Genomic DNA, 24,260 nt, shown 5'->3' on the forward strand with positions numbered 1-24,260 from the left:
AATCACCTATTCGTCAGTGGTACCCAAAGAACGCTTTCCTTCAGGAAGGTAATTTTTCAGAACACCTTCAATGACCCGCGGGTTTTGGCCATCTTGAATTCCCAAAACCGCATCCAAAATTAAACTACGATTGAGCTTTTCTTCACCCGCTCGTAAGCGTAACTTATCGGCAATCGGTATCGCGACCATGTTAGCTAAAACCGCACCATAAAGCGTGGTTAACAGCGCGACCGCCATCGAAGGTCCAATCGATTTTGGATCATCCATATTGGATAGCATCGCCACCAAACCAATCAGAGTACCAATCATCCCCATCGCTGGCCCTACATCGCCAATGGCCGTAAAAATTCCAGCACCAAATTCATGCCGTTCGGTGGTTAGCGCAATGTCTTTTTCCATGGTTGCGCGCACCACGTCCGCATCATGCCCATCAACTAACATATCGATGCCTTTTTGCATGAAGGGATTGGTAATTTCTGCTTCTTCTAAAGCTAGAAAACCACCTTTACGAGCTGCATCAGCCATCTCCACCGAGCGCTCAATTAAGTCATCAGGCTTATCGGTCTTAAACATAAAAGCCTTTACAGCTATTTTCACAGCCCCCAGAAACTGTCCTAAATTGTATTTCATCAATACAACAAACAAAGAGCCACAAAAAACAATTAATATCGAGGGGACATCGACAAAAATCCCGATCCCGCCCCCCATCACCATCGCCATTACAACGAACGCGAATGCACCAATAATCCCGATCAGCGTTGCTAAATCCACTACTTATTCCTTTTAACCGGTAGCCTGGAAACTCTAATTAAACTAATACTAGTCTACTCTCAAAACAGAATCGAAGGTATTTTTGTGTTCGTTTATCAATATCTTGAAAAAGTCTATCGTTCTTTATTTATCGACCGAAATTAAAATACTTGAATCACAAGTTTGACCTACCTAAACGCCTAGGGTAAGTTTGCGCCAGCAGAAGCATCATGGAGGCCTTAGCAATGGTTGCCAAAAAACCCGAAAAAATGAAGTTTGAAGAGACCTTAGACGAACTCGAAGATATTGTTCAACAACTAGAACAAGGTGAACTGAGCCTTGAAGATTCTCTCAAGCAATTTGAACGCGGCATTAGTCTAGCCAATGCAGGACAAAGTAAGTTGCAGCAGGCTCAACAACAGGTCGAGATTCTCCGCCAACAACACCATGGAGATAGCTTAGAGCCCTTAACACAGGAGCCCACTGAGTGAATCACAAATTGGCTCATGTTCTCGGCCACTATCAAACACAAATCAATACCTATTTAGAACAGGTATTACAGCAGCAGCCCGTCAGTGATCCCCGTTTATTAGCGGCGATGCAGCATGGTCTATTATTAGGTGGAAAAAGGATCCGTCCTCTATTGGTCTATTTAGTGGGCCAACTCAATCAAGCCCCAATGGCGGCATTGAATGCCGCGGCGGCCGCAGTTGAATGTATTCATGCCTATTCCTTAATTCATGACGACTTGCCAGCCATGGATGATGATGCATTACGTCGCGGCCAGCCGACCTGTCATATCAGCTTCGATGAAGCAACCGCCATCTTAGCTGGAGACGCCTTACAAAGCCTCGCCTTCAACTTACTCGCCGAAGCCCCCGTGAATGATGCGCAAAAAGTGGCGATGTTAAAAGTATTGAGCCAAGCGGCAGGTTACAATGGCATGTGTGGCGGACAAGCCTTAGATATTGCGGCGACCGACCAAACGGTTACGCTGGCACAGTTAGAAACCGTGCATCAACATAAGACTGGTGCATTGATTCAGGCAGCGGTCATGATGGGCGCAATTTGTGCCAATATCAGCCATGCTGAACAGCAAGCCTTGCTTCGGTACGCCGACGCGTTAGGCTTGGCATTTCAAGTCCGAGATGACATTTTAGATATTATTAGCGATACCGATACCCTAGGTAAACCACAGGGCTCAGACCAAGCTTTAAATAAAAGTACCTACCCCAGTTTATTGGGTATCGAGGGCGCTATCGCAAAAGCCGAAACTCTTGGTAAAGAAGCACTTCAAGCCTTAGAGACTTTGCCTTACAATGGCGAACAGCTCGCCCTTTTGGCGGATTATGTCGTGCATCGAGACAACTAGTCGCAGACGATAAAAAACGATAAGCATTTTATGACACTGAATATAAAAAATTACCCAACTTTAGCCTTAGCCGATTTGCCAGAACAATTACGTCAGCTAGAGCTACAACAGCTTCCTCAGCTGTGTGATGAACTTCGCCAATATTTGCTTAACAGTGTCAGCCAATCGAGTGGCCATTTGGCCTCAGGACTCGGTGCAGTAGAACTCACCGTTGCGCTACATTATGTCTACAATACTCCCTTCGATAAACTGGTATGGGATGTCGGCCATCAGGCTTACCCGCATAAGATCCTCACTGGTCGCCGTGAGCAAATGTCGACCATTCGCCAATTCAAGGGACTACACCCTTTCCCTTGGCGCGAAGAAAGCGAATATGATGTGCTCAGCGTGGGGCATTCCAGCACTTCGATTGGTGCAGCCCTAGGCATCGCCATAGCGGCCGAGAAAGAACAATTAGACCGTAAAGTAGTCGCGGTCATTGGCGACGGCGCAATTACCGCTGGCATGGCTTTTGAAGCCCTCAACCACGCGGGAGCCGCTCACAATGACATGCTGGTGATCTTAAACGACAACGAGATGTCGATTTCTGAAAATGTCGGCGCATTAAACAATTCCTTAGCAAATATTTTATCCGGATCGCTGTATTCTTCACTTCGAGAAGGAGGGAAAAAAGTACTCAGCGGCATGCCACCCATTAAAGAGCTCGCCCGCCGCGCCGAAGAACACCTGAAAGGAATGGTTGTCCCAGGCACCTTATTCGAAGAATTTGGCTTTAACTACATCGGCCCTATCGATGGACACGATGTCAAAGGCTTGGTGAGAACCTTAAGCAATATGCGCGACCTTAAAGGTCCGCAGTTGCTACATATTATGACCAAAAAAGGCAAAGGCTACTTACCCGCAGAGCAGGATCCGATTGGTTATCACGGGGTTCCCAAATTTGACCCGAGCCAAGATAACCTACCTAAAAGCAAGGGCTCTGCCCCCACTTTTTCAAAGGTATTTGGCGACTGGTTATGCGACATGGCGGCAATAGACGATAAGCTGATGGGTATCACTCCTGCCATGCGAGAAGGCTCAGGTATGGTGCGCTTCTCCAAACAATTTCCCGAACAATACTTCGATGTTGCGATTGCAGAACAACACGCGGTAACCTTTGCAGCAGGTTTGGCAATTGCTGGCTACCAGCCTGTGGTCGCCATTTATAGTACCTTTTTACAACGTGCCTATGACCAAGTCATTCATGATGTAGCCATTCAAAACTTACCGGTATTATTTGCTATCGACCGCGCCGGAATTGTTGGTGCTGATGGCCCAACCCATCAAGGAGCCTTCGATCTGAGTTATCTCAGAGCCATTCCAAATTTAGTGATTATGGCTCCAGCCAATGAAAATGAATGCCGACAAATGCTTTATACTGGCTATCAACATCAAGGCCCGGCAGCGGTGCGCTATCCTCGAGGAGGGGCAGATAACAGCCCCATCAACCCAGAGATGCAGGCGCTAGAAATTGGCAAGGCGCGTAGCATCCGAAAAGGTCGCTCGATTGCGATACTGAACTTTGGCAGTTTATTAGCCAAAGCCCTGCCCGTTGCGGAAGTCTTAGACGCCAGTTTAATCGATATGCGTTTTATCAAACCTCTCGACCAAGATTGTATTCGTAGCCTCGTGGGTCAACACCAACTACTGGTCACCTTGGAAGAAAATGCGATTCAGGGCGGTGCCGGTTCAGCGGTCAACGAGTTTTTGTTCGCTGAGCAGCTCAACCAAGTGCAGGTGTTAAATATCGGTTTACCCGATCATTTCATCGAACAAGGCAGCCAAGCAGAAATCTATCAGCTGTTAAAACTAGACAGTGACGGGATCCGTCAACAAATTGAAGCTTTTAGCCTAAAATCTCAAGGCCTTAACTAAGCGCCTTACAAAGTCGACATCAGTGATTGAGTCACTCGCCCCAGCGCGTGTTGCTTAGTCACTTGATGATTGACGATTAATTAAATTGTTCTAGATGTTCAAATAAAGGAACTGGACTCGCAGGATTAATACTTTCAAAGTTAACTTGCTGATTTATTGCCCAAATAGTGCGTTGCCAATAAAGTGGCACAAACACCGCTTCTTGATAAAGTTGTCGCTCTAGAACTTGAACAATCTTCGCCCGTTTCACTTCATCCAACTCTTGTTCACCAGCTAAGATAAGCTGTTCAACTTTATCACTTTGATAGCTGGCACATCGACTGGGCTCTGCATAGCTTTCAGGATCTTGCAAAAACATCGAGCGAGCGATGCTTAAAACATTTCCTGCATCACTCTGACGACGCGTTAAAATTACATCACTACTGCAGTGCTCAATACTTTGCTGATATTGCTGCTCATCCAGCCATTCCGGCTGCAAATTAATATTGACTCTATCCAGCATCGTCACTAATTGCTGAACCACCTTGGCGTTATCTTCAAAGATCCATTTTGGTACTGCCATACTCAATTGAAAACCTTTTGCATAGCCAGCTTGCTGCAATAATTGATGCGCCAGCTGCAAGTTATAACGTGGCACTAAATTCGAGTTATAACCCAGTTGCCCAGGAATACTGAGTTGAGTGGAAGCCACAGTATAAGGGCCAAGTACCTCCGCTAGATGAACATTATCAATGGCTAGATTAAGCGCTTGGCGCACCACCCGATTGGCCAAAGCGGGATGCCTTTGATTCAGTTCAATAGCCAGCCATTTCAATCCTTCGGTTTGGATCACCCGTAATTGCTTATCTTTATTTAGCATATCGACATAACTATCTGGCACATGATCAACTATATCAACATCACGAGAGAATAGACTCGCCATACGCATTGTTGCCTGCTTGATCGGCACCACTTTAACTTGAGTAATGTTGCCTCGATTCGCCCGCCAATAGTCAGAGTTAAGACTAAACTCCGTCACAATTCCTGGCACATAGCGACTTAACTTAAATGGTCCAGTGCCCGATACAATTGGTAACTGCTCTGATGATTCAGAACCTTCCTCTAAATGGGATAAATAGAACTGCTTATCCGCCGGAAAAATAAAACTAAGCCTTTGTATAAGTTCTGAAAATGGTCGATAGGTGCGAACTTCAAACTGTAATTGGTTAAGCGCAGTGATGCTCTTAATGGGGGCAAATAGTGCTTGTAGGTGGGGCAGATAACGTAATTGTTCAAAGGTCCATGCTACATCCTCTGCGCTTAAGCGGTTTCCAGAATGAAAATCCACATTTTCCCGTAACTGAAATTGGATCTGGGTTGGCGAAATAACTTTCCATTTAGTCACCAAACGCGGGGTTACTCGGCCCTGTTGATCGAGTAAAAAAAGTGGATCAAATAATAGATGATTCATGAAGTTACTAATGGCGTCAACTTCGTCCACGATAGCGCTTGGCCTTGTCTGAAACGCGGTCCCCCAAACTAATAATTTGGCTTCTACCTGAGTCAGCCCAATACAGCTTAACACTAGCATCAAGCCTAAATGCTTTAATCTTGCTTTGTAACGACTACGCAATCGGAGATCCTAATGGCTTTCTTAGCTTTCTGGCTAAGTTACACCGGATTAAGCAATAAAAAAAGCGGGACTCGCCCGCTTGTCATGGTTTTCAAATAACTTAGGCTATTCGCCCCTCTTCTCGAGCAAAACAAGCTACCTGAGCTAGACCATCAACAACCAACGACGGTTGCTCGGCGTAACAACGTTCCTTAGCATAACGACAACGCGCATGGAAAGCGCAGCCCACAGGCGGATTTAGCGGTGAGGGTAATTCCCCTTCCAGCTTTATCTTCTCTCGACGATGCGCTGGGTTTAGCCGCGGTGTACTCGACAACAAAGCCTGAGTATAGGGATGTTTGGGATTGGCAAACAACTCTTCACAACTAGCATATTCAACCGCTTTCCCAAGGTACATCACCATCACTTCATCAGCGATGTGTTCCACTACCGATAAGTCATGAGAAATAAAGATATAACTTAAGCCCATCTCCTCTTGCAGATCCATCATCAGATTAAGTACCTGTGCCTGTACCGACACATCTAAGGCAGAAACTGGCTCATCGGCAACCACCACCTTTGGATCGAGCATTAAACCACGAGCAATCGCGATACGTTGCCGTTGTCCACCCGAGAACATGTGCGGGTAACGATCGTAATGCTCGGGACGTAAACCAACTTTAGCAAGCATTGCTTGTGCTTTTTGTTTACGTTCAGACTTGCTCATACTGCTATTAATCAATAACGGTTCTTCTAAGATCGTTCCAACCTTCTTACGCGGATTGAGCGAACCATAGGGATTCTGAAAGATGATTTGGATCTTCTGCCGTAGCGCCTTCGCTGCATCTTTACCTAAGCTTAAGATGTCTTTACCATCAAAACACAACTCACCAGCAGTGGGGGTTTCGATCATGGTCAATACTCGGGCTAAGGTCGACTTACCACAGCCCGACTCTCCCACCACCGCCAAGGTTTTCCCTTTCGCTAATTCAAAGCTTACACCATCGAGGGCTTTCACCGTCGCATCGGGCTTAAACATCCCTGCTTTCACGTGATAATGTTTTTTCACAGCATTCACTGACAACACTGGCTCCAATACTTCAAGCTTAGTGTTCACAGTACTCAGTGCTGCGGCTTTCATAATACTGTCACTCATGCACTTGGTCTCCCAGCATCATCTAGGGGGGTGAAACAACGCACCTGACGCTCGCCATCGTGCTGCATCGTCGGTCGTTCATTGCGGCAACGATCGCTCGCATAGGCGCAGCGAGGATTGAGCAAACAGCCAACCGGACGATCAAAGGCACCGGGAACAACTCCGGGTAAGGCATCTAAACGCGCCTTACCAGCAGAGGACTCCGGTAACGAGCGAAGCAAGGCCTGCGTGTATGGGTGTTTAGGATTCGAAAAAATAGCATCGGCAGGACCAGTTTCGACCACTTGCCCTGCATACATCACAATCACCCGATGGGCTGATTCGGCGACTAAAGCAAGATCGTGAGTAATCAACACTAGGCCCATATTTTTTTGTTTTTGTAGATCTAATAACAAATCAACAATTTGCGCCTGAATTGTCACATCTAATGCGGTAGTGGGTTCATCGGCGATTAACAATTTGGGATCACAGGCAATCGCCATCGCAATCATCACTCGTTGGCTCATCCCACCAGAGAGTTGGTGAGGGTAAGTTTTTAAACGTGACTCAGGATCGGGGATCCCCACCTGATCCAACAGTTCAATCACCCGCTGGCGACGCCACTTCTTATTACCACTTTGGTGAATTTTCAGCGCTTCGCTAATCTGGAATTCAACCGTATAACAAGGGTTGAGACTCGACATTGGCTCTTGAAAGATCATCGCGATCTCTGCCCCGGTAATCGCGCGGCGTTTATTTTCCGACATCGCTAATAAGTCTTGGTCTTCAAACTTCAAGGTATCAGCACTCACTTTTCCTGGGTAATCAATCAGCCCCATGATCGACAAGGAACTAACACTTTTACCGGAACCTGATTCCCCTACAATCCCAACAATTTCACCTTTTTCAACACTGTAAGCCACTTGGTCTACTGCACGAAAGGGATTGGGGCCATCACCGAATTCAACAGTGAGGTTGTTCACTTCTAATAAAGACACGGATTCATCTCCTACTGCTTCAGTTTCGGATCGAGGGCATCACGTAAGCCATCACCCATTAAATTAAAGGCTAACACCGTCAGTAAGATCACCAGTCCAGGGAAGGTCACCACCCACCAAGCACTTTGCACAAACTGTAATGCATCCGCCAACATACTTCCCCATTCTGGCCTCGGTGGCTGAGCACCCAAACCAAGGAAGCCTAAAGCAGCCATATCTAAAATGGCATTTGAAAAGCCCAACGTTGCTTGCACAATCAGCGGAGCCAAACAATTAGGTAAAATGGTAATAAACATCAAACGAAAAGAACCTGCGCCAGCAACCCGCGAAGAGATCACATAATCTTTATTGAGCTCAGCAATGGTCGAGGCGCGAGCCAAGCGAACATAGTGAGGCATCGAAACAATCGCAATCGCCATCGCCGCGTTAAAGATACTGGGGCCTAAGATAGCCACAATCGCAATCGCTAACAATAAACTGGGCATGGCCAGCATAATGTCCACGGCTCGCATGATGATCGTTTCTACCACCCCGCGATAGAAACCAGCAATTAAACCGAATAGTACGCCAAAACCTAAGGAGAGCGTCACCACCAGGAAGCCAATAAATAACGACAACCGAGCACCGTGAATTAAACGCGATAAAATATCTCGTCCCACCGCATCGGTCCCCAGTAGATAAGTGCTATTGCCACCTTCTGCCCAAGATGGGGGTATTAATAAGGCATCCCGATATTGCTCGAAAGGCGAATGGGGAGCAATCAGCGGCGCGAATATCGCAAGCAAGATCATCGAGACAATGAAAATCAAACCAATCACCGCACCGGTATTCTGGCTAAAATAGCTCCAAAATTCCTGTAAGGGGGTTTGTACTTTTGGCCCTGTCACTTCAGGGCGAACAGTTTGTTCAGACATTAACAGTACTCCGCTATTTGCCGTGACGGATCCGTGGGTTTACCACGCCGTAAAGAATGTCGACCAACAAGTTGACCAGAATAATGATCGTCGCCACGATTAGAATGCCCCCTTGAACGACAGGGTAATCACGTCGACCGATCGATTCGATGAGCCATTTTCCAATCCCCGGCCAAGCGAAAATAGTTTCGGTTAAAATCGCTCCTGAGAGTAAGATCCCCACCTGCAAGCCAATCACGGTAATCACCGGAATCAGTGCATTACGTAAAGCATGAACCACGATCACCCGCATCGGTGCCATTCCCTTGGAACGGGCGGTTCGAATATAGTCTTCACCTAATACTTCAAGCATTGACGAGCGAGTCATCCGGGCAATCACCGCCATCGGGATGGTGCCAAGTACAATACTAGGTAAAATTAAATGATGCACAGCAGAAGCAAAAGCCCCCTCTTCACCCGACAACAAGGTATCAATTAACATGAAACCGGTGACTTCATCAATCCAATAGGTCACGTCAAGCCTGCCGGAGACTGGGGTAATGCCGAGGTTAACCGAAAAAACCAGCATTAATAGTAAGGCCCACCAAAAAATCGGCATCGAATAACCGGTTAAGGAAAAGGTCATCACCGAGTGGTCAAATATCGACCCTCGTTTGACCGCCGCAATAATTCCGCAGGGCAGCCCCACAAAAATAGCGAACAAGGCTGCACAAGAAGCTAATTCCACAGTCGCTGGAAACAGCGTAAGAAATTCTTCGGTAACGGGTGTCTTGGTAATTAATGAACGGCCAAGGTCACCACTCGCAATGTTTTTTACATAATCAAAGTATTGGACCAACAAGGGTTGGTCTAAGCCTAATTCGGCACGCAAGGCTGCGTGACGCTCAGGTGACACGCCTCTTTCCCCTGCCATCACTTCGATAGGATCACCAGGTATCATCCGGATCAGCGTGAAAGTAAGAAGAGTAATGCCGATGAAAGTGGGAACCACCAACATCATTTTTTTTATAATAAATTGGAACATAACTACAGCTCTGTGTCTGAAGGAAGGAAAGGGGCTGAATCCAGCCCCTTCGATATGGCTATTTTAGTGACACGCCATAGAAGTAATGACCGCCAAGAGGGTCAACTTTAAAGCCTTGAACTTCTTTACGAATTGGCTTGTAAGCCACCGAGTGGGCGATGGTTAACCACGGCGCCTGCTCTTTGAAGATTTTCTGTGCTTGTTTGTAAAGTTTAGCGCGATCCGCTTGAACCGATAGTTGCTTCGCTTTGTTGATTATATCGTCAAAGGGTTTGTAACACCACATGGCACGGTTACTACCGCCAACCGCATCACAGCTTAACAACACACCTAGGAAGTTATCTGGGTCACCATTATCGCCAGTCCAGCCTAGTAAGGCAGTATCATGCTCACCTTGCTTGGTACGCTTGAGGTATTCCCCCCACTCGTAACTAACAATGTCAGCCTTAACACCAATTTTCGCCCAGTCGGCTTGGATAATCTCGGCCATACGACGTGCATTAGGGTTATATGGACGCTGAACAGGCATCGCCCAAATATTAGTTTTTAGATTAGTAACACCGGCTTCCGCCAACAACGCTTTCGCCTTCACTGGATCATATGGATAATCAACGGTGTCTTCGTCATAAGACCACATTGTTGGTGGAATTGGGTTCTTCGCGATTTTACCGCTACCCTGGAAGACCGCATCGATAATCGCTTGTTTGTTCACTGCAAGACTTAGAGCCTTACGAACCTTCACATTATCGAACGGTGCTTTTTGAGTATTAAAGGCCAAGAAACCAATGTTCAAACCTTCCTGACTTAATAGATTAATATCCGGATCTTTCTTCATCTGCTCAACATCGGCAGGGTTAGGATAAGGCATCACATGACACTCACCCGCTTTTAGCTTAGCGTAACGCACTGAGGCATCAGGCGTAATGGAGAAGACTAAACGGTCGATAGCCGGTGCGCCGTTCCAGTATTCTTTATTGCCAACGTAACGAATTAACGAGTCTTTTTGATACTGTACTTTTTGGAAAGGACCAGTGCCTACTGGGTCAAGATCCAGTTTTTCTGGCGTTCCCGCCTTCATCAGCGCATCGGCTTGCTCAGCTGAGAAAATTGACGCGAAATCCATCGCAAGGTTAGCGATGAATGGTGCTTCTGGTTTGCTTAGTACAAACTTCACGGTGTAATCATCTACTTTGACGATTTCTTTCACCAATTCTTCCATGCCCATACCGCTGTAATACTCATAAGAGCCACCGGAGACTTTATGGTAAGGATGATTTGGATCATCCTGACGCTCGAAGCTAAAGACCACATCATCAGCGTTAAAATCGCGAGTCGGCTTAAAACCTTTCTTCTGGGTATGGAATTTCACCCCTTTGCGTAAATGAAAGGTGTATTCCAAACCATCTTCCGACACATCCCATGATTCAGCCAAAGCAGGGATCACATTGGTTGTACCGTTCTCAAACTCAACCAAACGGTTGAAAATGGTCTTAGACGACGCATCAAACGTAGTTCCTGCAGTATATAAACTGGGGTTAAACCCTTCTGGACTGCCTTCAGAACAGAAGACAAATGTTTGAGCTTGTACGCTCATAGCTACTGCGCCAGCAACTAATGCTAAAGACAGCTTCGCTAATCCTTTCTTCATTATGATTCTCCATGTGACATCATGTCATAGCTGTGACCTTTATGGTCACATTTCAGTGTGTTTGCGAATAGACCAATAATTTTAGTTTTTGTTAAGCCTACTCCTTAGCTCACAAAAAAAACTCATTTTATGGTAAGGCTAGGCTTAAACAAGCCCGTTCCGCTTTTTTGCCATATTAAACTAGTATTTTTATCTGCCGCTGTAAATAGCATATACAGGATTTTATATAGTAAAAGCTAAAACAAACAGATAAAGTGATTATAGATTCGATATATCATCATATTTATGCAATGCGGAATATAGTTATGCGGTTTTGATATAAAAATAAACTGAATACTGGTTTGGAAAAATTGAAATAAATATGAGATTTTACGAGTGACGTAGCGCCATAGTTATTGAACAACTGACGTCCAAAATAGAGTATATACTCAAACCTTAGGAAGAAGGTAGATTTTATGCGCATGCTACTTTGCTTGTCTGCTTCGGTTCAACAATAGCGATAGCTGGCACAAGAAGTATGACTGAAGGCGTATTAACCGATTACAGGGAGTATGAGTTGTAAACAAATGGCCGCAAAAATACCCGCTAACACATCATCAATCATGATCCCAAAGCCACCGTGTACCTTTTTATCAAGTAGTTTAATCGGCCAAGGTTTCCATATATCGAAGACTCGAAACAGCACAAAACCTAAACCCACCGCCAGCGGAGAAAGTGGTACTGCAATCATGGTAATCCAGTAGCCGACAAACTCATCCCAAACAATGGCGCCATGATCATGCACGCCCATTGCTTGACTCGCCTTATTGCAACACCAAATACCGAAAATAAACGACAATAACAATACAGCCAAATATAGCCATAACGGTAATTGGGCGAGCAATAGGTAGAAAGGAATCGCCGCCAAGGTACCAAAAGTACCGGGTGCTTTAGGGGCAAGACCACTGCCTAAACCCACCGCACACAAATGTAAGGGGTGACGTAAATTTAATTTAGCGACAGGATTATCCATTAGTACGACTTATTTGTTTTCATGACTAAAATGATCCCAACCCAGCCCTTCCAGATGATAGGGTTGCTCTTGGTAGTGCAGTCTAATTTCACCGGTACCGGGAGCTAATTGGCCAATCACCGTGTAGGGAACACCACTATAGGCTAAAGCGGTTTCTAAGGAGCCCTTGTTAGATTCTGGCACGGTAAAGCATAACTCGTAGTCTTCTCCGCCAGTTAAAGCAAATTGTAAACCCCGATCGACCCCAACCGCTTCGCTAAGCGTTTCTGACATAGGGATATGCTCCAAATTCAAAGTCGCTGAACAGTGACTCTGTCTAAGAATATGTTGCAAGTCATTATATAAACCATCAGAAATATCGATCGCTGCGCTAGCTACATCACGTAAACCATAACCTGCTAATACCCGAGGAAGAGGATAATAATGTCGTTTTAAACTCAACTCTAATTGTTGAGGCGTCAAAGACAATTGCTGCTGTAAATGCGCTAATGCAAGGCCCGAGTCACCCAGACTCCCGGTAACATAAACTCGGTCTCCGGGCTTAGCACCACTGCGATATAAGGCTTTCCCTGCAGGAACAATACCATGAACAGTCACCGTAATACTTAATGGCCCCTTGGTCGTATCACCACCAATTAAACTGACATTAAAGTATTCGGCCAAGTCAAAGAATCCGCTGCAAAACTGCTCTAACCAAGCTTCATCTACACCCGGTAAAGTGATAGCCAGAGTCACCCAACGCGGTTCCGCTCCCATCGCTGCCATATCACTCAAATTCACAGCGAGAGCTTTATGGCCGAGAGCATGCGGAGGAATATCAGAGAAAAAATGTACGCCTTCAACCAAGGTATCGGTTGAGATTGCAATCTGACTGTTTTCTGCGGGTATCACCAGCGCCGCATCGTCGCCAACACCAAGCAATACATCTTGGCGCAACTTACTTTGCTGGAAATACTTTTCGATAATATCAAATTCACCAAGAGGTGACGAAGAACGCATAAAACTATGACTTAAATTGTTGTAAACGAAGTACTTTATCTAATACGCCATTCACAAATTTATGGCTATCTTCGGCAGCAAAAGACTTTGCGAGTTCAATCGCTTCATTGATGACCACTTTGGGTGGAACATCAGTTACCATCAACAACTCATAAACACCAATCAATAAAATTGCGTGTTCAACTAAATCTAACTCTTCTAACTTACGCGATAACGATGAACTCATCGCTGCATCCAGCTTATCACTATTGCCAACAACACCAGCAATTAAAGTAGAAAAATAAGGAACATCGGCTTTACTCATATCCTGTTCGGTTAAGAACTGATGTTCGATAGTAGCAACGCTGTCCTTGGTCACTTGCCATTGATAAATTGCCTGAGTAGCAAATTGCCTAGCTTTACGACGTGCAGCTGGTTTCACAGAGAGATCCTCAATTTAAACTTCTATCTGATTAACTAAGTTAATCATTTCTAAAGCGCTTAGGGCGGCTTCAGTACCTTTATTACCCATTTTAGTACCAGCGCGTTCAATCGCCTGTTCAATAGACTCGGTAGTTAACACTCCAAACGATACCGGAATATCAAACTCCAACATCACTTGAGCCAAGCCCTTATGACATTCATTAGACACCAGTTCAAAGTGGTAAGTACCGCCACGAATCACGGTACCTAAAGCAATAATTGCATCGTACTTTTTAGATGCGGCGATACGCTTGGCTGCTAAAGGAATTTCTACAGCGCCCGGGACGCGAACAACGGTAATATTATCGTCATTCAAACCACCTTGGCGGGTCAATGTGTCCACAGCCCCTGATAACAAATTCTCATTAATAAAGCTGTTAAAACGAGCAATAACAATCGCGACTTTAGCATTCGGAGCCGCTAAATTTGCCTCTATTACTTTCATAAATCTTTTGCCTTTTCTTTGAGTCCATCAAAAAAATCGCGCTATTCTAGCACAACAATAAGGATAGACTGGTAATTTAATTCATTTGCTCAAATTTGTGCGAGCTATTCTTGGTCGATATATTCAACCACCTCAAGGCCAAACCCAGAGAGGGCGTGATAACGCTTAGGTGAACTCAACAAGCGCATTTTACTTACCCCAAGATCAGCTAAAATCTGCGAACCAACGCCCACCATTCGCGAAGCACTTTGAGCTTCTTTTGGGGCTGGTGTTTCACCGATATCTTGCAAAGCAAAAGCTTTCACCTGTTCAAGCAAATTATCACCATTATCGTCGGTACTCAGTAATACTAATATCCCTTTCTCATCGGCGATTTTGGCTAAGGCTTTATCAAGTGGCCAACTCATTTTTCCGGCCCGGTCACTTGCCAGTAAGTCGCTGAAAGGATTATGTAAATGAACTCTCACTAGGCTTGCTTGCTCGGCTTGTACTTCACCCGCTTGCATCACAAAATGAACTTTGTTGTCGATGGTATCTCGGTAGCTAATCAATTTGAAATTACCGTAACGGGTTGGCATTTCACACTCAGCTACTCGCTCAATGGTGGTTTCATGATTGTTACGATATTCGATTAAGTCAGCAATTGTGCCTATTTTTAAACCATGTTGCTGGCAAAAAACTTCTAGATCTGGGCGACGCGCCATGCTGCCATCTTGATTCAAAACCTCAACAATCACTGCTGCTGGTTCTCGCCCGGCTAAACGCGCAAGATCAACCCCCGCTTCAGTATGCCCGGCACGGGTTAGCACCCCACCTTCTTGAGCCATTAAAGGAAAGATATGCCCAGGCATCACGATGTCCGCAGGCCCAGCATTTGCAGCCACGGCGGCTTGTACAGTGCGAGCACGATCGGCGGCTGAAATGCCGGTAGTTACACCTTCTGCCGCTTCAATAGAAACGGTAAAATTGGTTGAAAATTGTTCGGTGTTTACATCTACCATCAGTGGCAATTTGAGTTGCTGACAACGCTGTCTCGTCATGGGTAAACAAATTAGACCGCGACCATGGGTGGCCATGAAATTGATCGCTTCTGGGGTCACCATGTCTGCGGCCATAATAATATCGCCTTCGTTCTCACGATCTTCATCATCCATGAGCACCACCATTTTTCCATGGCGTAAATCTTCAATAATTTCTTCAATACTGCTTAATGACATAACAAACCTTCTAAACTTAATAAGGGGGCCTATTTAGCGTGCTAGCCTTTGGAGCACTAGGCACCGCTTTATTTCACAAAACCATGTTGCGCTAGAAATGCAGCATCGATCTTCGATGATGATTTATTCTCTTCTGCGTAACCAAATAATCGCTCCACATAGCGAGCGATGACATCGACTTCCAAGTTAATTTTTTGACCTACAGACCAATTTGCAATGGTTGTTTGTTCAGCTGTATGCGGAATGATAGTCAGGCGCAACTGTTGCTGATTGACCTCATTCACCGTGAGACTAATGCCATCGACAGTGACCGAACCCTTATGGGCAATATAACGCGCGAGATCCTTGGGGACTTGTAGCCAAATGTTCACCGCACGGGCACTAGGACTAATGCTAAGTACTTCGGCTAAACCATCCACATGTCCACTAACAATATGTCCCCCAAAGCGACTTGTGGCTAACATCGCCTTTTCCAAGTTCACTTTATCACCCTGCTTACAACCAGCTAAAGAAGTTAGACTCAAGGTTTCAGTTGAGACATCTGCACAAAAATATTGTCCGCCATACTCAACCACAGTTAAACAAATCCCGTTAACTGCAATACTATCCCCTAAACAAACATCTTCCATATTTAGCTTGGCGCAGGCAATTCTCAAACGTACATCACCCTGACGATGCTCCAAGCTCTTTATTTCACCGAGAGCTTCAATGATACCAGTAAACATTATTATTACGCTTCCTCATTCTGGGGAACCCAGATGGTTTTTGTGTCTGGACCAATACGACGAATATCTAGGCAACGCCAAGATTGAAGCTGCTTCATCTGTTGGTATCCGTTAAGAGCCACCAAACTTTGAGCATCCGCGCCCATCAGTAGCCCCGCCTGATAAACAATCAACTGGTCAACCAAATTTGCTTTGAGTAAAGCTGCCGCCAAACTGGCCCCAGCTTCGACCCACAAGTCATTAATCTCCGCGGAAGCTAAAGCTGCCATAAGGCGCTCTAACCAATGCTCACCCTTAGCAATTGTGAATTGTTTCGCCACATCAAGTTGGTTTTGCTCAGCAAACCCAGCCAAGCATAGCGATGATGGGTCCTTAAAAATATCCAGTGTTTTTGGCGCAGAGTTCAAGCGTTGCTGACGATCGATAATCACCCTAAGCGGCTGGCGTAAGGTCGATCGATCGAGCTGTTCAGCCAAGCTGCCCAGTTGATGATGACGTACATTTAAACTTGCGTTATCCCGAATGACAGTTGTTGCAGTGGATAATATAGCGTGACTAGCAGCCCGCTCTCGTTGCACATCACTGCGGGCATGAGTCGAGGTAATCCACTGACTTTCACCATTGGCTAATGCCGTTTTAGCATCGATAGAACCCGCTAGCTTTAAGCGTACAAAGGGTCGCTTTCGCTCAACTCGGCTCAAGAAGCCAGGATTTAACGCACGAGCCGCCGATTCCATTAAGCCAAGACGAACCTTAACGCCTGCCTGTTCGAGCATGGCAATTCCCTTGCCCGCGACTTGTGGGTTGGGATCAATCATAGCAATTACCACTTCCGTGATCCCTAGCTCGACGATCATGGCAGCACAAGAACCAGTTCGACCTACATGGCTACAAGGTTCTAAGGTGACATAACAACACGCGCCATCAAGGCTGAAACCGGCTTGTTTTGCATCCGTAACTGCGTTTACCTCAGCGTGTCCTTGACCCGCTTGTCGATGGTAACCTTCACCGATGATACGACCATCTTTAACAATGACACAACCAACGTTAGGATTTGGTGCCGTGGTATATCGGCCCAGCTTCGCTAAGGCTATCGCCCGAGCCATAAATTGACAATCAAGTGCAGAAAACATTCGCTACTTTTCCAACTTAGCAATCTCTTCGCTAAACTCTTTAATGTCTTCAAAAGAATGATAAACCGATGCAAACCGCACATAAGCGACTTTATCCAACATGATCAACTGCTCCATCACCACCTTACCAATCAGTTTGGTCTCGACTTCTCGCTCACCAGTGGCTCGAAGGTGAGACTTTATTTTGTTCACCGCTTGTTCAACCTGATCAACACTCACAGGACGCTTTTCTAGCGCGCGCATCATACCTGAGCGCATTTTCTCTTCATTAAAAGGTTCGCGAATACCGTTGCCTTTGATAACTCGGGGCATCACCAGTTCCGCGACTTCAAATGAGGTAAAACGCTCATGACACTCTAAACATTCTCGACGTCTGCGCACTTGGTGGCCATCAGCAACCAAACGAGAATCAATAACTTTAGTTTCATGAGCGGAACAAAATGGACAGTACATGCGCATAACCTTTAAAAAACCTGCCGTGATTTTATCCGGTTAGGCAACGAAGGTACAGGCTCGCTATAAGCTAAGTGAGGAATATTTTGCAGCTTAAAATCATTCGCACTGATGAATCACACCATACATAGTTTATCAGCTCGTTCCAAAATAGCGCTCATCTACAACAGTAAATACCTATATTTAGCCAAATAATAATGCTCACAACTCAACGATTCCAAGCACAGTATCAACTAACTAGATATATTTAGAATATGCTTACCGCTATTACGAGTATATTTGACTATAAGCTTTGCTCACTCCAGTTCGACCAAAAGTAATCCTCTTATCAAAAGAATCACCAAGGAGGAAGCCAACTTTATTGGAGCTGACTCTGATCGATACTCAAACAGTAGTTGCACACTAAATGGATGATTTACACACTCGTTTGGCAACACCATCACCTTGCTCAATGAATCGGCATTCACGCTCTCGCCCGCCCTGAGAAGGATAAAAATTACATGTTTATAAAGAGCAACAAACTCTGGTAGTAAGGCCATTGGGATAGCGTAGCTTTGCTCACGGCAAAATAATTACCCGGCTAAAAATATCACCGCATGATTAATTCTAAATACGAGGCATTGATACAATGAAGATGCATAGTTTAACCTACGAGACATAAACCTGTAAGGCTCGAACCCGAAGACTGAGAGTTAAAGAGTAGGATAGCGAACGCCGCCGTATGCAAGCAGCTCGACGAAAATAGCTAGACTGCACATATAAAAATGCACGATAGCGGTTTACCTTCGCTAATTAGCAAGCACTAACAACATAAAAGCCCCCCAAATAAACAACTGTAGGATCACCAAACGCTTTGCATTTTTTAAAGTGCTCATATCCATTACATTTCTCTCTCTTAGAATTGACCAACCACGGTAGTAATTTGACTGTTCCTTACTATTTGAGATAACAAGCAAAAATAGCACCAATAATAAAGTAGTATCATTACTGAACCCAACCCACTAGTAATAAATAAAACAATAGTAGTTATTGACAACAAAGTCTATTTTACACACCAATAAAAAAAAGAGGCTCAAAGCCTCCTTTTTTAACACTGTTAGTCCCTAACTATTTCACTGGCTACTTAACCATAGACAGGGAAACGTTGGCAAAGTTCTAACACTTGGCCTTTGACACGCTCAATAACAGTATCATCTTGTAAATTATCCAGTACATCACACATCCAGCCCGCAAGCTCTTTTGCAGCTGCGACATCAATACCGCGACGAGTAATTGCTGGAGTACCAATACGTAAACCACTGGTCACAAAAGGTGAACGAGGATCATTTGGCACCGAGTTTTTGTTCACCGTAATATTGGCGCGACCCAGAGCTGCGTCAGCATCTTTGCCCGTAATATCTTTGTCGATTAAATCGACCAAGAACAAATGGTTTTCAGTACCATTTGACACGATTTTATAACCACGCTCTTGCATCACCGCAACCATCGCTTTAGCGTTATCTAAGACGCGCTGTTGGTATTGCTTGAACTCTGGCTCCATCGCTTCTTTAAAAGCGACCGCTTTAGCAGCGATCACATGCATCAAAGGACCACCTTGACCACCGGGGAATACCGCTGAATTTAGCTTTTTCTCAATGGCTTCGTTAGCACGAGCCAAAATCAAACCACCGCGTGGACCCGCTAAAGTTTTATGCGTTGTGGTTGTCACCACATCAGCAATTGGCACTGGGTTTGGATATAAACCTGCAGCGACCAAACCAGCAATGTGGGCCATATCTACAAATAGGTAAGCACCGACTTGATCCGCGATATCACGGAAGCGTTGCCAATCAACGACCCCTGAATATGCAGAGAAACCAGCTATAATCATTTTAGGTTTATGTTGTTTTGCTAAGCGCTCAACTTCTTCATAATCTAACTCACCAGTTTCTGGATTAATGCCATACTGAACAGCATTATAGATTTTACCAGAGAAGCTAACGCTCGCACCGTGAGTTAAATGACCACCGTGCGCTAAGCTCATTCCTAAAACCGTATCACCCGCATTCAGTAAAGCCATAAAAACAGCTGAGTTTGCTTGTGAACCAGCGTGAGGTTGAACGTTAGCATAATCGGCACCAAACAATTTTTTTGCACGCTCAATCGCGAGCATTTCTGCTTGGTCAACATACTCACAACCACCATAGTAACGCTTACCAGGGTAACCTTCAGCGTACTTGTTAGTGAGGTAAGAGCCTTGTGCTTCCATTACACGTGGGCTGGCATAGTTCTCAGAAGCAATCAATTCGATATGCTCTTCTTGGCGAACTTCTTCTTTCGTAATGGCTTGCCATAGTTCGGCATCGTAATCGGCGATATTCATATCACGCTTTAACATCAGTATCTCCTGACTCTTATATAACATGTTGGTGGGTGATTTTGCGAAGGCGCATTCTAACCTGAGTCCCTTACAGATCACAGTAAAATTTTAGCTTATAAACGGTCACCACAAAGGAGCATTCAAGCCAATACTTCACTCATCTTCACCGAAGTATGATGAGATTTCTAGCGAGAATAAGCAATTTTTTACTCACTTGCTTTAAAGTTTATGAAATTTATTCACCTTTAAAAAACTTCTAACAAAAGCTAATTAGCTATACCCGCTCAGACTATTTAAGGACGATTAAGCATCTGTCATGATGGCATTTAAACAAAGCAGATGATGCAAATCATCGGCATTGTCGATCAATCTACGCACAACGGCAATCAGCCGAAACACGAGTAAACTGCAGTAGCAACCTTTTTACAAGGAACAGCGACCAAGGTTAACGCAAATGAAGCAAGCTACATATCTCCTAGCTCAATAAAAATACACTTAGCTCAACCAGCAAGGGGAACAAGCGGGCATTTCAGTGCCTGCAACTCAGTAGCAGAACGCTTGCGACTTAACTTTTACGCCAATAAACATTTTTCATCTTGCTAAGCACAACGCAGTGCGTGGCTTAGCGAATACTTGATGTCTATGCTTAGAAAGTTGATAAAGCTGCTTAAATAAAGTTGCCAATATTCACACAATCTGAACAATGCGTTTGTATTAACATATTTTTTGAAAGGTTCCACCAACATGTTAATAAGTTGTTACCGAAAGACTTAAATACCTGTATTACACACAATTTTCTTTTGCTTTTATCAACAAAGGCTTGCAGCTTGATATTATTGAGCCATAATCATAGCAGCGGCTCACTGCTCGCAGTGAATGGCTTTGCATAAACAAATCGACGATCTAATATCGATCGCTAGAATTGATAAAAAAGGACGGACTTACCATGAATAAGTTTTTAGTTGCAGGCGCTATTGCTTCTACTATTTTACTAGCGGGTTGTACTAACACCACAGCTCTAGAAAACAACGTACAATCTTTAAGCGACAAAGTAGACGCCTTGTCTAACGAAGTTGCAGCTCTTCGTACTGAGCAAAGCTCTTTAAGTGGCGACATCAAATCAGCTCAAATGAGTGCTGATCAAGCAAAAGCTGAAGCGATGCGTGCCAACGAACGTATTAATAACATCGCATCTTCTTACACTAAGTAAGTAACTGCTGATGTAGTCAAAGGTGATGCTTAGCATCACCTTTTTTTATCCGCGTTTTTCGCCGACCAACAGGGCAATCCCTTGCTGATTTTTCAGCGCTTGATTCACAATGGCACTATCCACGCCAGTTTGCGTCACAAACTTTATATCTTCGCGAGTCAGCTTCAAAGAAGTAGCTTGATGTACTTCTTCTATCGAACGATTTAAAGGTTGGTGTACTTCAAGTAAATATTCGCCATTGGGCTCAGCAGAGTGTTTGATAGATTGATCAATAATCCTGACTGGTGTGTTTAGCGCGACCTGCTTAAATAAATACTCGATATCCTTAGGAAATAAACGAATACAACCTGAGCTCACTCTTAAGCCCACACCAAACTCTTTGTTAGTTCCATGGATTAAATACTCGCCGCTTCCATAGGCAAGCCTTAATGCATATTCACCGAGAGGATTTTCGGGCCCAGCTGGCACCACTTTTGGCAAAATCACCCCTTTCGCTGCATATTCATTACGGATATTTTGGGTTGGAGTCCAGGTTGGTTTTTCACGTTTTTGGCTAACCACGGTTTTCATCTCCGGCGTTTCTCTGCCGATCCGACCGATACCAATAGGAAAAACATCTACTTTGCGCGAATCAGGATGAAAATAGTACAAACGTAATTCAGCCAAGTTAACCACCACCCCTTGATATTCTGCATTCGGTAATAGAATTTGGGTGGGGATCAACAACTTGGTACCCGGTTTGGGGAGAAAGGGATCCACCTCTTTATTGGCAGCCATCATCGCTAAAAAACCGACTTGATAATGTTCGGCAATCATCGCAACAGTTTCACCTTTTTGTACCGTATGCCACTGATTTCCGCCAATCAATCGGCTTCCTTCGTTTGGTAAGTCATAGGTGAGAGCAGCAGCAGAAAATGCTAAGCATAGAGCCAAGCAAGCAAACAGCATTCGTTTCATGAGTAACTTTAGTCTGATAAATGTATGACAAACATAACACTAAATACCGATAAATTGGAACACGCTTTAAATGAATAAAGAAAATGATAAAGCTCAGAACATCGTGAAGGATCCATCATGTCACTTCAAAAACTTAAACAATAAATTATTCTTCCCCTAGTATCCCTTAACGAAGCCAGTATCATAGCGTCCTATGGTATTGAAGCTGTTTATATCTTTACAAAACACAGCAAATTATTAAGACATCTTAAAGGAAAGGCGAATGGCCCAATTTATTTATACGATGAACCGTGTTGGTAAAATCGTTCCCCCTAAAAAGCATATCCTAAAAAATATTTCCTTAAGCTTTTTCCCAGGCGCAAAAATTGGCGTATTAGGTTTAAATGGCGCAGGTAAATCTACCTTGTTACGCATTATGGCTGGGGTCGACACTGAAATTGAAGGTGAAGCCCGTGCTAACCCTGGGACCAAAATTGGCTACCTTCCTCAAGAACCGCAAATGGATTTAAGCAAAACGGTTCGCGAAGTTGTAGAAGAAGCGGTTGCGGTGGTTAAAAACGCCCAAGTTAGACTCGATGAAGTGTACGCAGCTTACGCCGAACCCGACGCTGATTTTGATGCGCTCGCCCAAGAGCAAGGAGAATTGGAGGCTATCTTAGCCACTCATGATGCGCATAGCCTCGACAACCAATTAGAGCGTGCCGCCGACGCATTACGCCTCCCTGATTGGGACGCAAAAATAGCACAACTTTCCGGTGGTGAGCGACGTCGCGTCGCCTTATGTCGACTATTACTAGAAAAACCAGACATGCTGTTACTCGATGAACCAACCAACCACTTGGATGCTGAGTCCGTCGCATGGTTGGAGCGTTTCTTACATGACTATGAAGGCACCGTTGTTGCCGTAACCCACGATCGGTACTTCCTCGACAATGTCGCTGGCTGGATCCTTGAACTCGATCGCGGTGAAGGTATTCCTTGGGAAGGAAATTACTCTTCTTGGCTAGAACAAAAAGAAAACCGCTTAAGCCAAGAAGCATCTCAAGAAAAAGCACGTATGAAATCGATTCAGAAAGAGTTGGAATGGGTTCGCTCTAATGCTAAAGGTCGCCAAAGCAAGAGTAAGTCTCGTATGGCTCGTTTTGAAGAACTAAATAACCAAAGCTTCCAAAGTCGTAATGAAACCAATGAGCTATTCATCCCTGCCGCCCAGCGACTCGGCGACAAGGTGATTGATGTTACCAATCTCAGTAAGTCCTTCGATGGTCGAGTCCTGATTAACGACTTATCGTTTAGCATTCCAAAGGGAGCTATTGTTGGGATCATTGGACCGAATGGTGCAGGTAAGTCGACTCTGTTTAAAATGATTACCGGTGTTGAACAAGCAGATTCTGGGAATATCGAGGTGGGAGATACCGTACAAATTGCCAGTGTTGATCAGTTTCGTGATGACATGGACAATAAAGCAAGCGTTTGGCAAGAGGTCTCTGGAGGCTCCGATATTCTCAAGATCGGTAATATCGAAATCCCAAGCCGAGCCTATGTGGGACGTTTTAACTTCAAAGGCTCCGACCAGCAAAAACGGGTTGGAGAACTCTCTGGTGGTGAGCGCGGGCGTTTACATTTAGCCAAGTTATTACAAGCGGGTGGCAATGTATTGCTGCTCGATGAACCGACCAACGATTTAGACATTGAAACCCTACGTGCGCTGGAGAATGCACTGCTAGAGTTTGCCGGCTGTGCCATGGTCATTTCACATGACCGTTGGTTCCTAGACCGCATTGCTACCCATATTCTCGACTACCGAGATGAGGGACAGGTGAACTTCCATGCTGGTAACTTTACCGAGTATGAAGCGTGGCTCAAAGAAACCATTGGTGAAGCTGCGGCTCAACCGCACCGTATCAAGTACAAACGGATCAACTAGCAAGCTCACCAAGCA

At 44.9% G+C, this 24,260-nt stretch carries 22 protein-coding genes; 5 read left to right on the forward strand and 17 right to left on the reverse strand.

The genetic code is table 11. From position 1 onward, the window contains the following. Positions 1–6 precede the first annotated feature (6 nt). On the reverse strand, positions 7–771 hold the full coding sequence (pomA, locus tag ACRRS0_RS15395) for a flagellar motor protein PomA (protein ID WP_432452323.1): 765 nt from the start codon (positions 769–771) through the stop codon (positions 7–9). A 224-nt stretch (positions 772–995) separates the two neighbouring features. On the opposite strand from pomA, the gene ACRRS0_RS15400 reads away from it, so the two are divergent. From ACRRS0_RS15400 to dxs, 3 genes are read left to right on the forward strand one after another with little or no spacing between them, the layout of a single operon-like run. Further along, on the forward strand, positions 996–1,241 hold the full coding sequence (locus ACRRS0_RS15400; protein WP_432452322.1) for an exodeoxyribonuclease VII small subunit: 246 nt from the start codon (positions 996–998) through the stop codon (positions 1,239–1,241). Next, complete coding sequence (gene ispA / locus ACRRS0_RS15405) at positions 1,238–2,122, forward strand: (2E,6E)-farnesyl diphosphate synthase (protein ID WP_432452321.1); 885 nt, start codon at positions 1,238–1,240, stop codon at positions 2,120–2,122. Before ACRRS0_RS15400 ends, ispA begins: the two co-directional genes overlap by 4 nt. A gap of 30 nt (positions 2,123–2,152) precedes the next feature. Continuing rightward, positions 2,153–4,036, forward strand: a complete 1,884-nt coding sequence (gene dxs, locus ACRRS0_RS15410; protein WP_432452320.1) for a 1-deoxy-D-xylulose-5-phosphate synthase — start codon at positions 2,153–2,155, stop codon at positions 4,034–4,036. 76 nt (positions 4,037–4,112) lie between these two features. Here the strand turns inward: dxs and ACRRS0_RS15415 are convergent, their stop codons facing one another. From ACRRS0_RS15415 to glyA, 15 genes are all read right to left on the reverse strand, one after another. Beyond that, a complete protein-coding gene (locus ACRRS0_RS15415) occupies positions 4,113–5,648 on the reverse strand; it encodes an ABC transporter substrate-binding protein (RefSeq protein ID WP_432452319.1) in 1,536 nt (511 codons plus the stop codon). A gap of 100 nt (positions 5,649–5,748) precedes the next feature. Further along, positions 5,749–6,783, reverse strand: a complete 1,035-nt coding sequence (locus ACRRS0_RS15420) for a peptide ABC transporter ATP-binding protein (protein ID WP_432452318.1) — start codon at positions 6,781–6,783, stop codon at positions 5,749–5,751. Continuing rightward, positions 6,780–7,760 (reverse strand): dipeptide ABC transporter ATP-binding protein, encoded by a 981-nt coding sequence (gene dppD / locus ACRRS0_RS15425; protein WP_432452317.1) that lies wholly within the window; start codon positions 7,758–7,760, stop codon positions 6,780–6,782. The genes ACRRS0_RS15420 and dppD overlap by 4 nt, the downstream gene beginning before the upstream one ends. A gap of 11 nt (positions 7,761–7,771) precedes the next feature. Further along, positions 7,772–8,674: a dipeptide ABC transporter permease DppC gene (gene dppC / locus ACRRS0_RS15430; protein ID WP_432452316.1), complete on the reverse strand. Its 903-nt coding sequence runs from the start codon at positions 8,672–8,674 to the stop codon at positions 7,772–7,774. Between the two features lie 13 nt (positions 8,675–8,687). Continuing rightward, positions 8,688–9,698: an ABC transporter permease subunit gene (locus ACRRS0_RS15435; RefSeq protein ID WP_432452315.1), complete on the reverse strand. Its 1,011-nt coding sequence runs from the start codon at positions 9,696–9,698 to the stop codon at positions 8,688–8,690. Positions 9,699–9,756: 58 nt separating this feature from the next. Then, positions 9,757–11,346 carry an ABC transporter substrate-binding protein gene (locus ACRRS0_RS15440; protein WP_432452314.1) on the reverse strand — a complete coding sequence of 530 codons (1,590 nt, stop codon included), beginning with the start codon at positions 11,344–11,346 and terminating at the stop codon, positions 9,757–9,759. Between the two features lie 532 nt (positions 11,347–11,878). Then, complete coding sequence (locus tag ACRRS0_RS15445; RefSeq protein WP_432452313.1) at positions 11,879–12,358, reverse strand: phosphatidylglycerophosphatase A family protein; 480 nt, start codon at positions 12,356–12,358, stop codon at positions 11,879–11,881. Positions 12,359–12,367: 9 nt separating this feature from the next. Continuing rightward, positions 12,368–13,357, reverse strand: coding sequence for a thiamine-phosphate kinase (gene thiL / locus ACRRS0_RS15450; RefSeq protein ID WP_432452312.1), 990 nt, complete (start codon positions 13,355–13,357; stop codon positions 12,368–12,370). Positions 13,358–13,361: 4 nt separating this feature from the next. Continuing rightward, positions 13,362–13,778 (reverse strand): transcription antitermination factor NusB, encoded by a 417-nt coding sequence (nusB, locus tag ACRRS0_RS15455; protein ID WP_432452311.1) that lies wholly within the window; start codon positions 13,776–13,778, stop codon positions 13,362–13,364. Positions 13,779–13,793: 15 nt separating this feature from the next. Further along, entirely contained in the window at positions 13,794–14,264 is a 471-nt protein-coding gene (ribH, locus tag ACRRS0_RS15460; protein ID WP_432452310.1) for a 6,7-dimethyl-8-ribityllumazine synthase, read from the reverse strand. A 104-nt stretch (positions 14,265–14,368) separates the two neighbouring features. Beyond that, a complete protein-coding gene (gene ribBA, locus ACRRS0_RS15465; RefSeq protein ID WP_432452309.1) occupies positions 14,369–15,481 on the reverse strand; it encodes a bifunctional 3,4-dihydroxy-2-butanone-4-phosphate synthase/GTP cyclohydrolase II in 1,113 nt (370 codons plus the stop codon). Between the two features lie 68 nt (positions 15,482–15,549). Beyond that, positions 15,550–16,206 carry a riboflavin synthase gene (locus ACRRS0_RS15470; protein ID WP_432452308.1) on the reverse strand — a complete coding sequence of 219 codons (657 nt, stop codon included), beginning with the start codon at positions 16,204–16,206 and terminating at the stop codon, positions 15,550–15,552. 5 nt (positions 16,207–16,211) lie between these two features. Next, positions 16,212–17,339 (reverse strand): bifunctional diaminohydroxyphosphoribosylaminopyrimidine deaminase/5-amino-6-(5-phosphoribosylamino)uracil reductase RibD, encoded by a 1,128-nt coding sequence (gene ribD, locus ACRRS0_RS15475; RefSeq protein WP_432452307.1) that lies wholly within the window; start codon positions 17,337–17,339, stop codon positions 16,212–16,214. Positions 17,340–17,342: 3 nt separating this feature from the next. Then, positions 17,343–17,792 carry a transcriptional regulator NrdR gene (nrdR, locus tag ACRRS0_RS15480; protein WP_432452306.1) on the reverse strand — a complete coding sequence of 150 codons (450 nt, stop codon included), beginning with the start codon at positions 17,790–17,792 and terminating at the stop codon, positions 17,343–17,345. Positions 17,793–18,915: 1,123 nt separating this feature from the next. After that, a complete protein-coding gene (gene glyA, locus ACRRS0_RS15485; protein ID WP_432452305.1) occupies positions 18,916–20,169 on the reverse strand; it encodes a serine hydroxymethyltransferase in 1,254 nt (417 codons plus the stop codon). A gap of 928 nt (positions 20,170–21,097) precedes the next feature. Here glyA and ACRRS0_RS15490 point away from each other — a divergent pair. Next, entirely contained in the window at positions 21,098–21,361 is a 264-nt protein-coding gene (locus ACRRS0_RS15490) for an Lpp/OprI family alanine-zipper lipoprotein (RefSeq protein WP_432452304.1), read from the forward strand. 45 nt (positions 21,362–21,406) lie between these two features. On the opposite strand, the gene ACRRS0_RS15495 is transcribed toward ACRRS0_RS15490, so the two are convergent. Continuing rightward, positions 21,407–22,318: a L,D-transpeptidase family protein gene (locus tag ACRRS0_RS15495; protein WP_432452303.1), complete on the reverse strand. Its 912-nt coding sequence runs from the start codon at positions 22,316–22,318 to the stop codon at positions 21,407–21,409. 262 nt (positions 22,319–22,580) lie between these two features. Between ACRRS0_RS15495 and ettA the strand changes: the two genes are divergently transcribed. Continuing rightward, positions 22,581–24,245: an energy-dependent translational throttle protein EttA gene (gene ettA / locus ACRRS0_RS15500; RefSeq protein WP_432452302.1), complete on the forward strand. Its 1,665-nt coding sequence runs from the start codon at positions 22,581–22,583 to the stop codon at positions 24,243–24,245. Positions 24,246–24,260 lie beyond the last annotated feature (15 nt).

It is taken from the genome of Agarivorans sp. QJM3NY_29 (assembly GCF_050870835.2).
Classification (GTDB): domain Bacteria; phylum Pseudomonadota; class Gammaproteobacteria; order Enterobacterales; family Celerinatantimonadaceae; genus Agarivorans.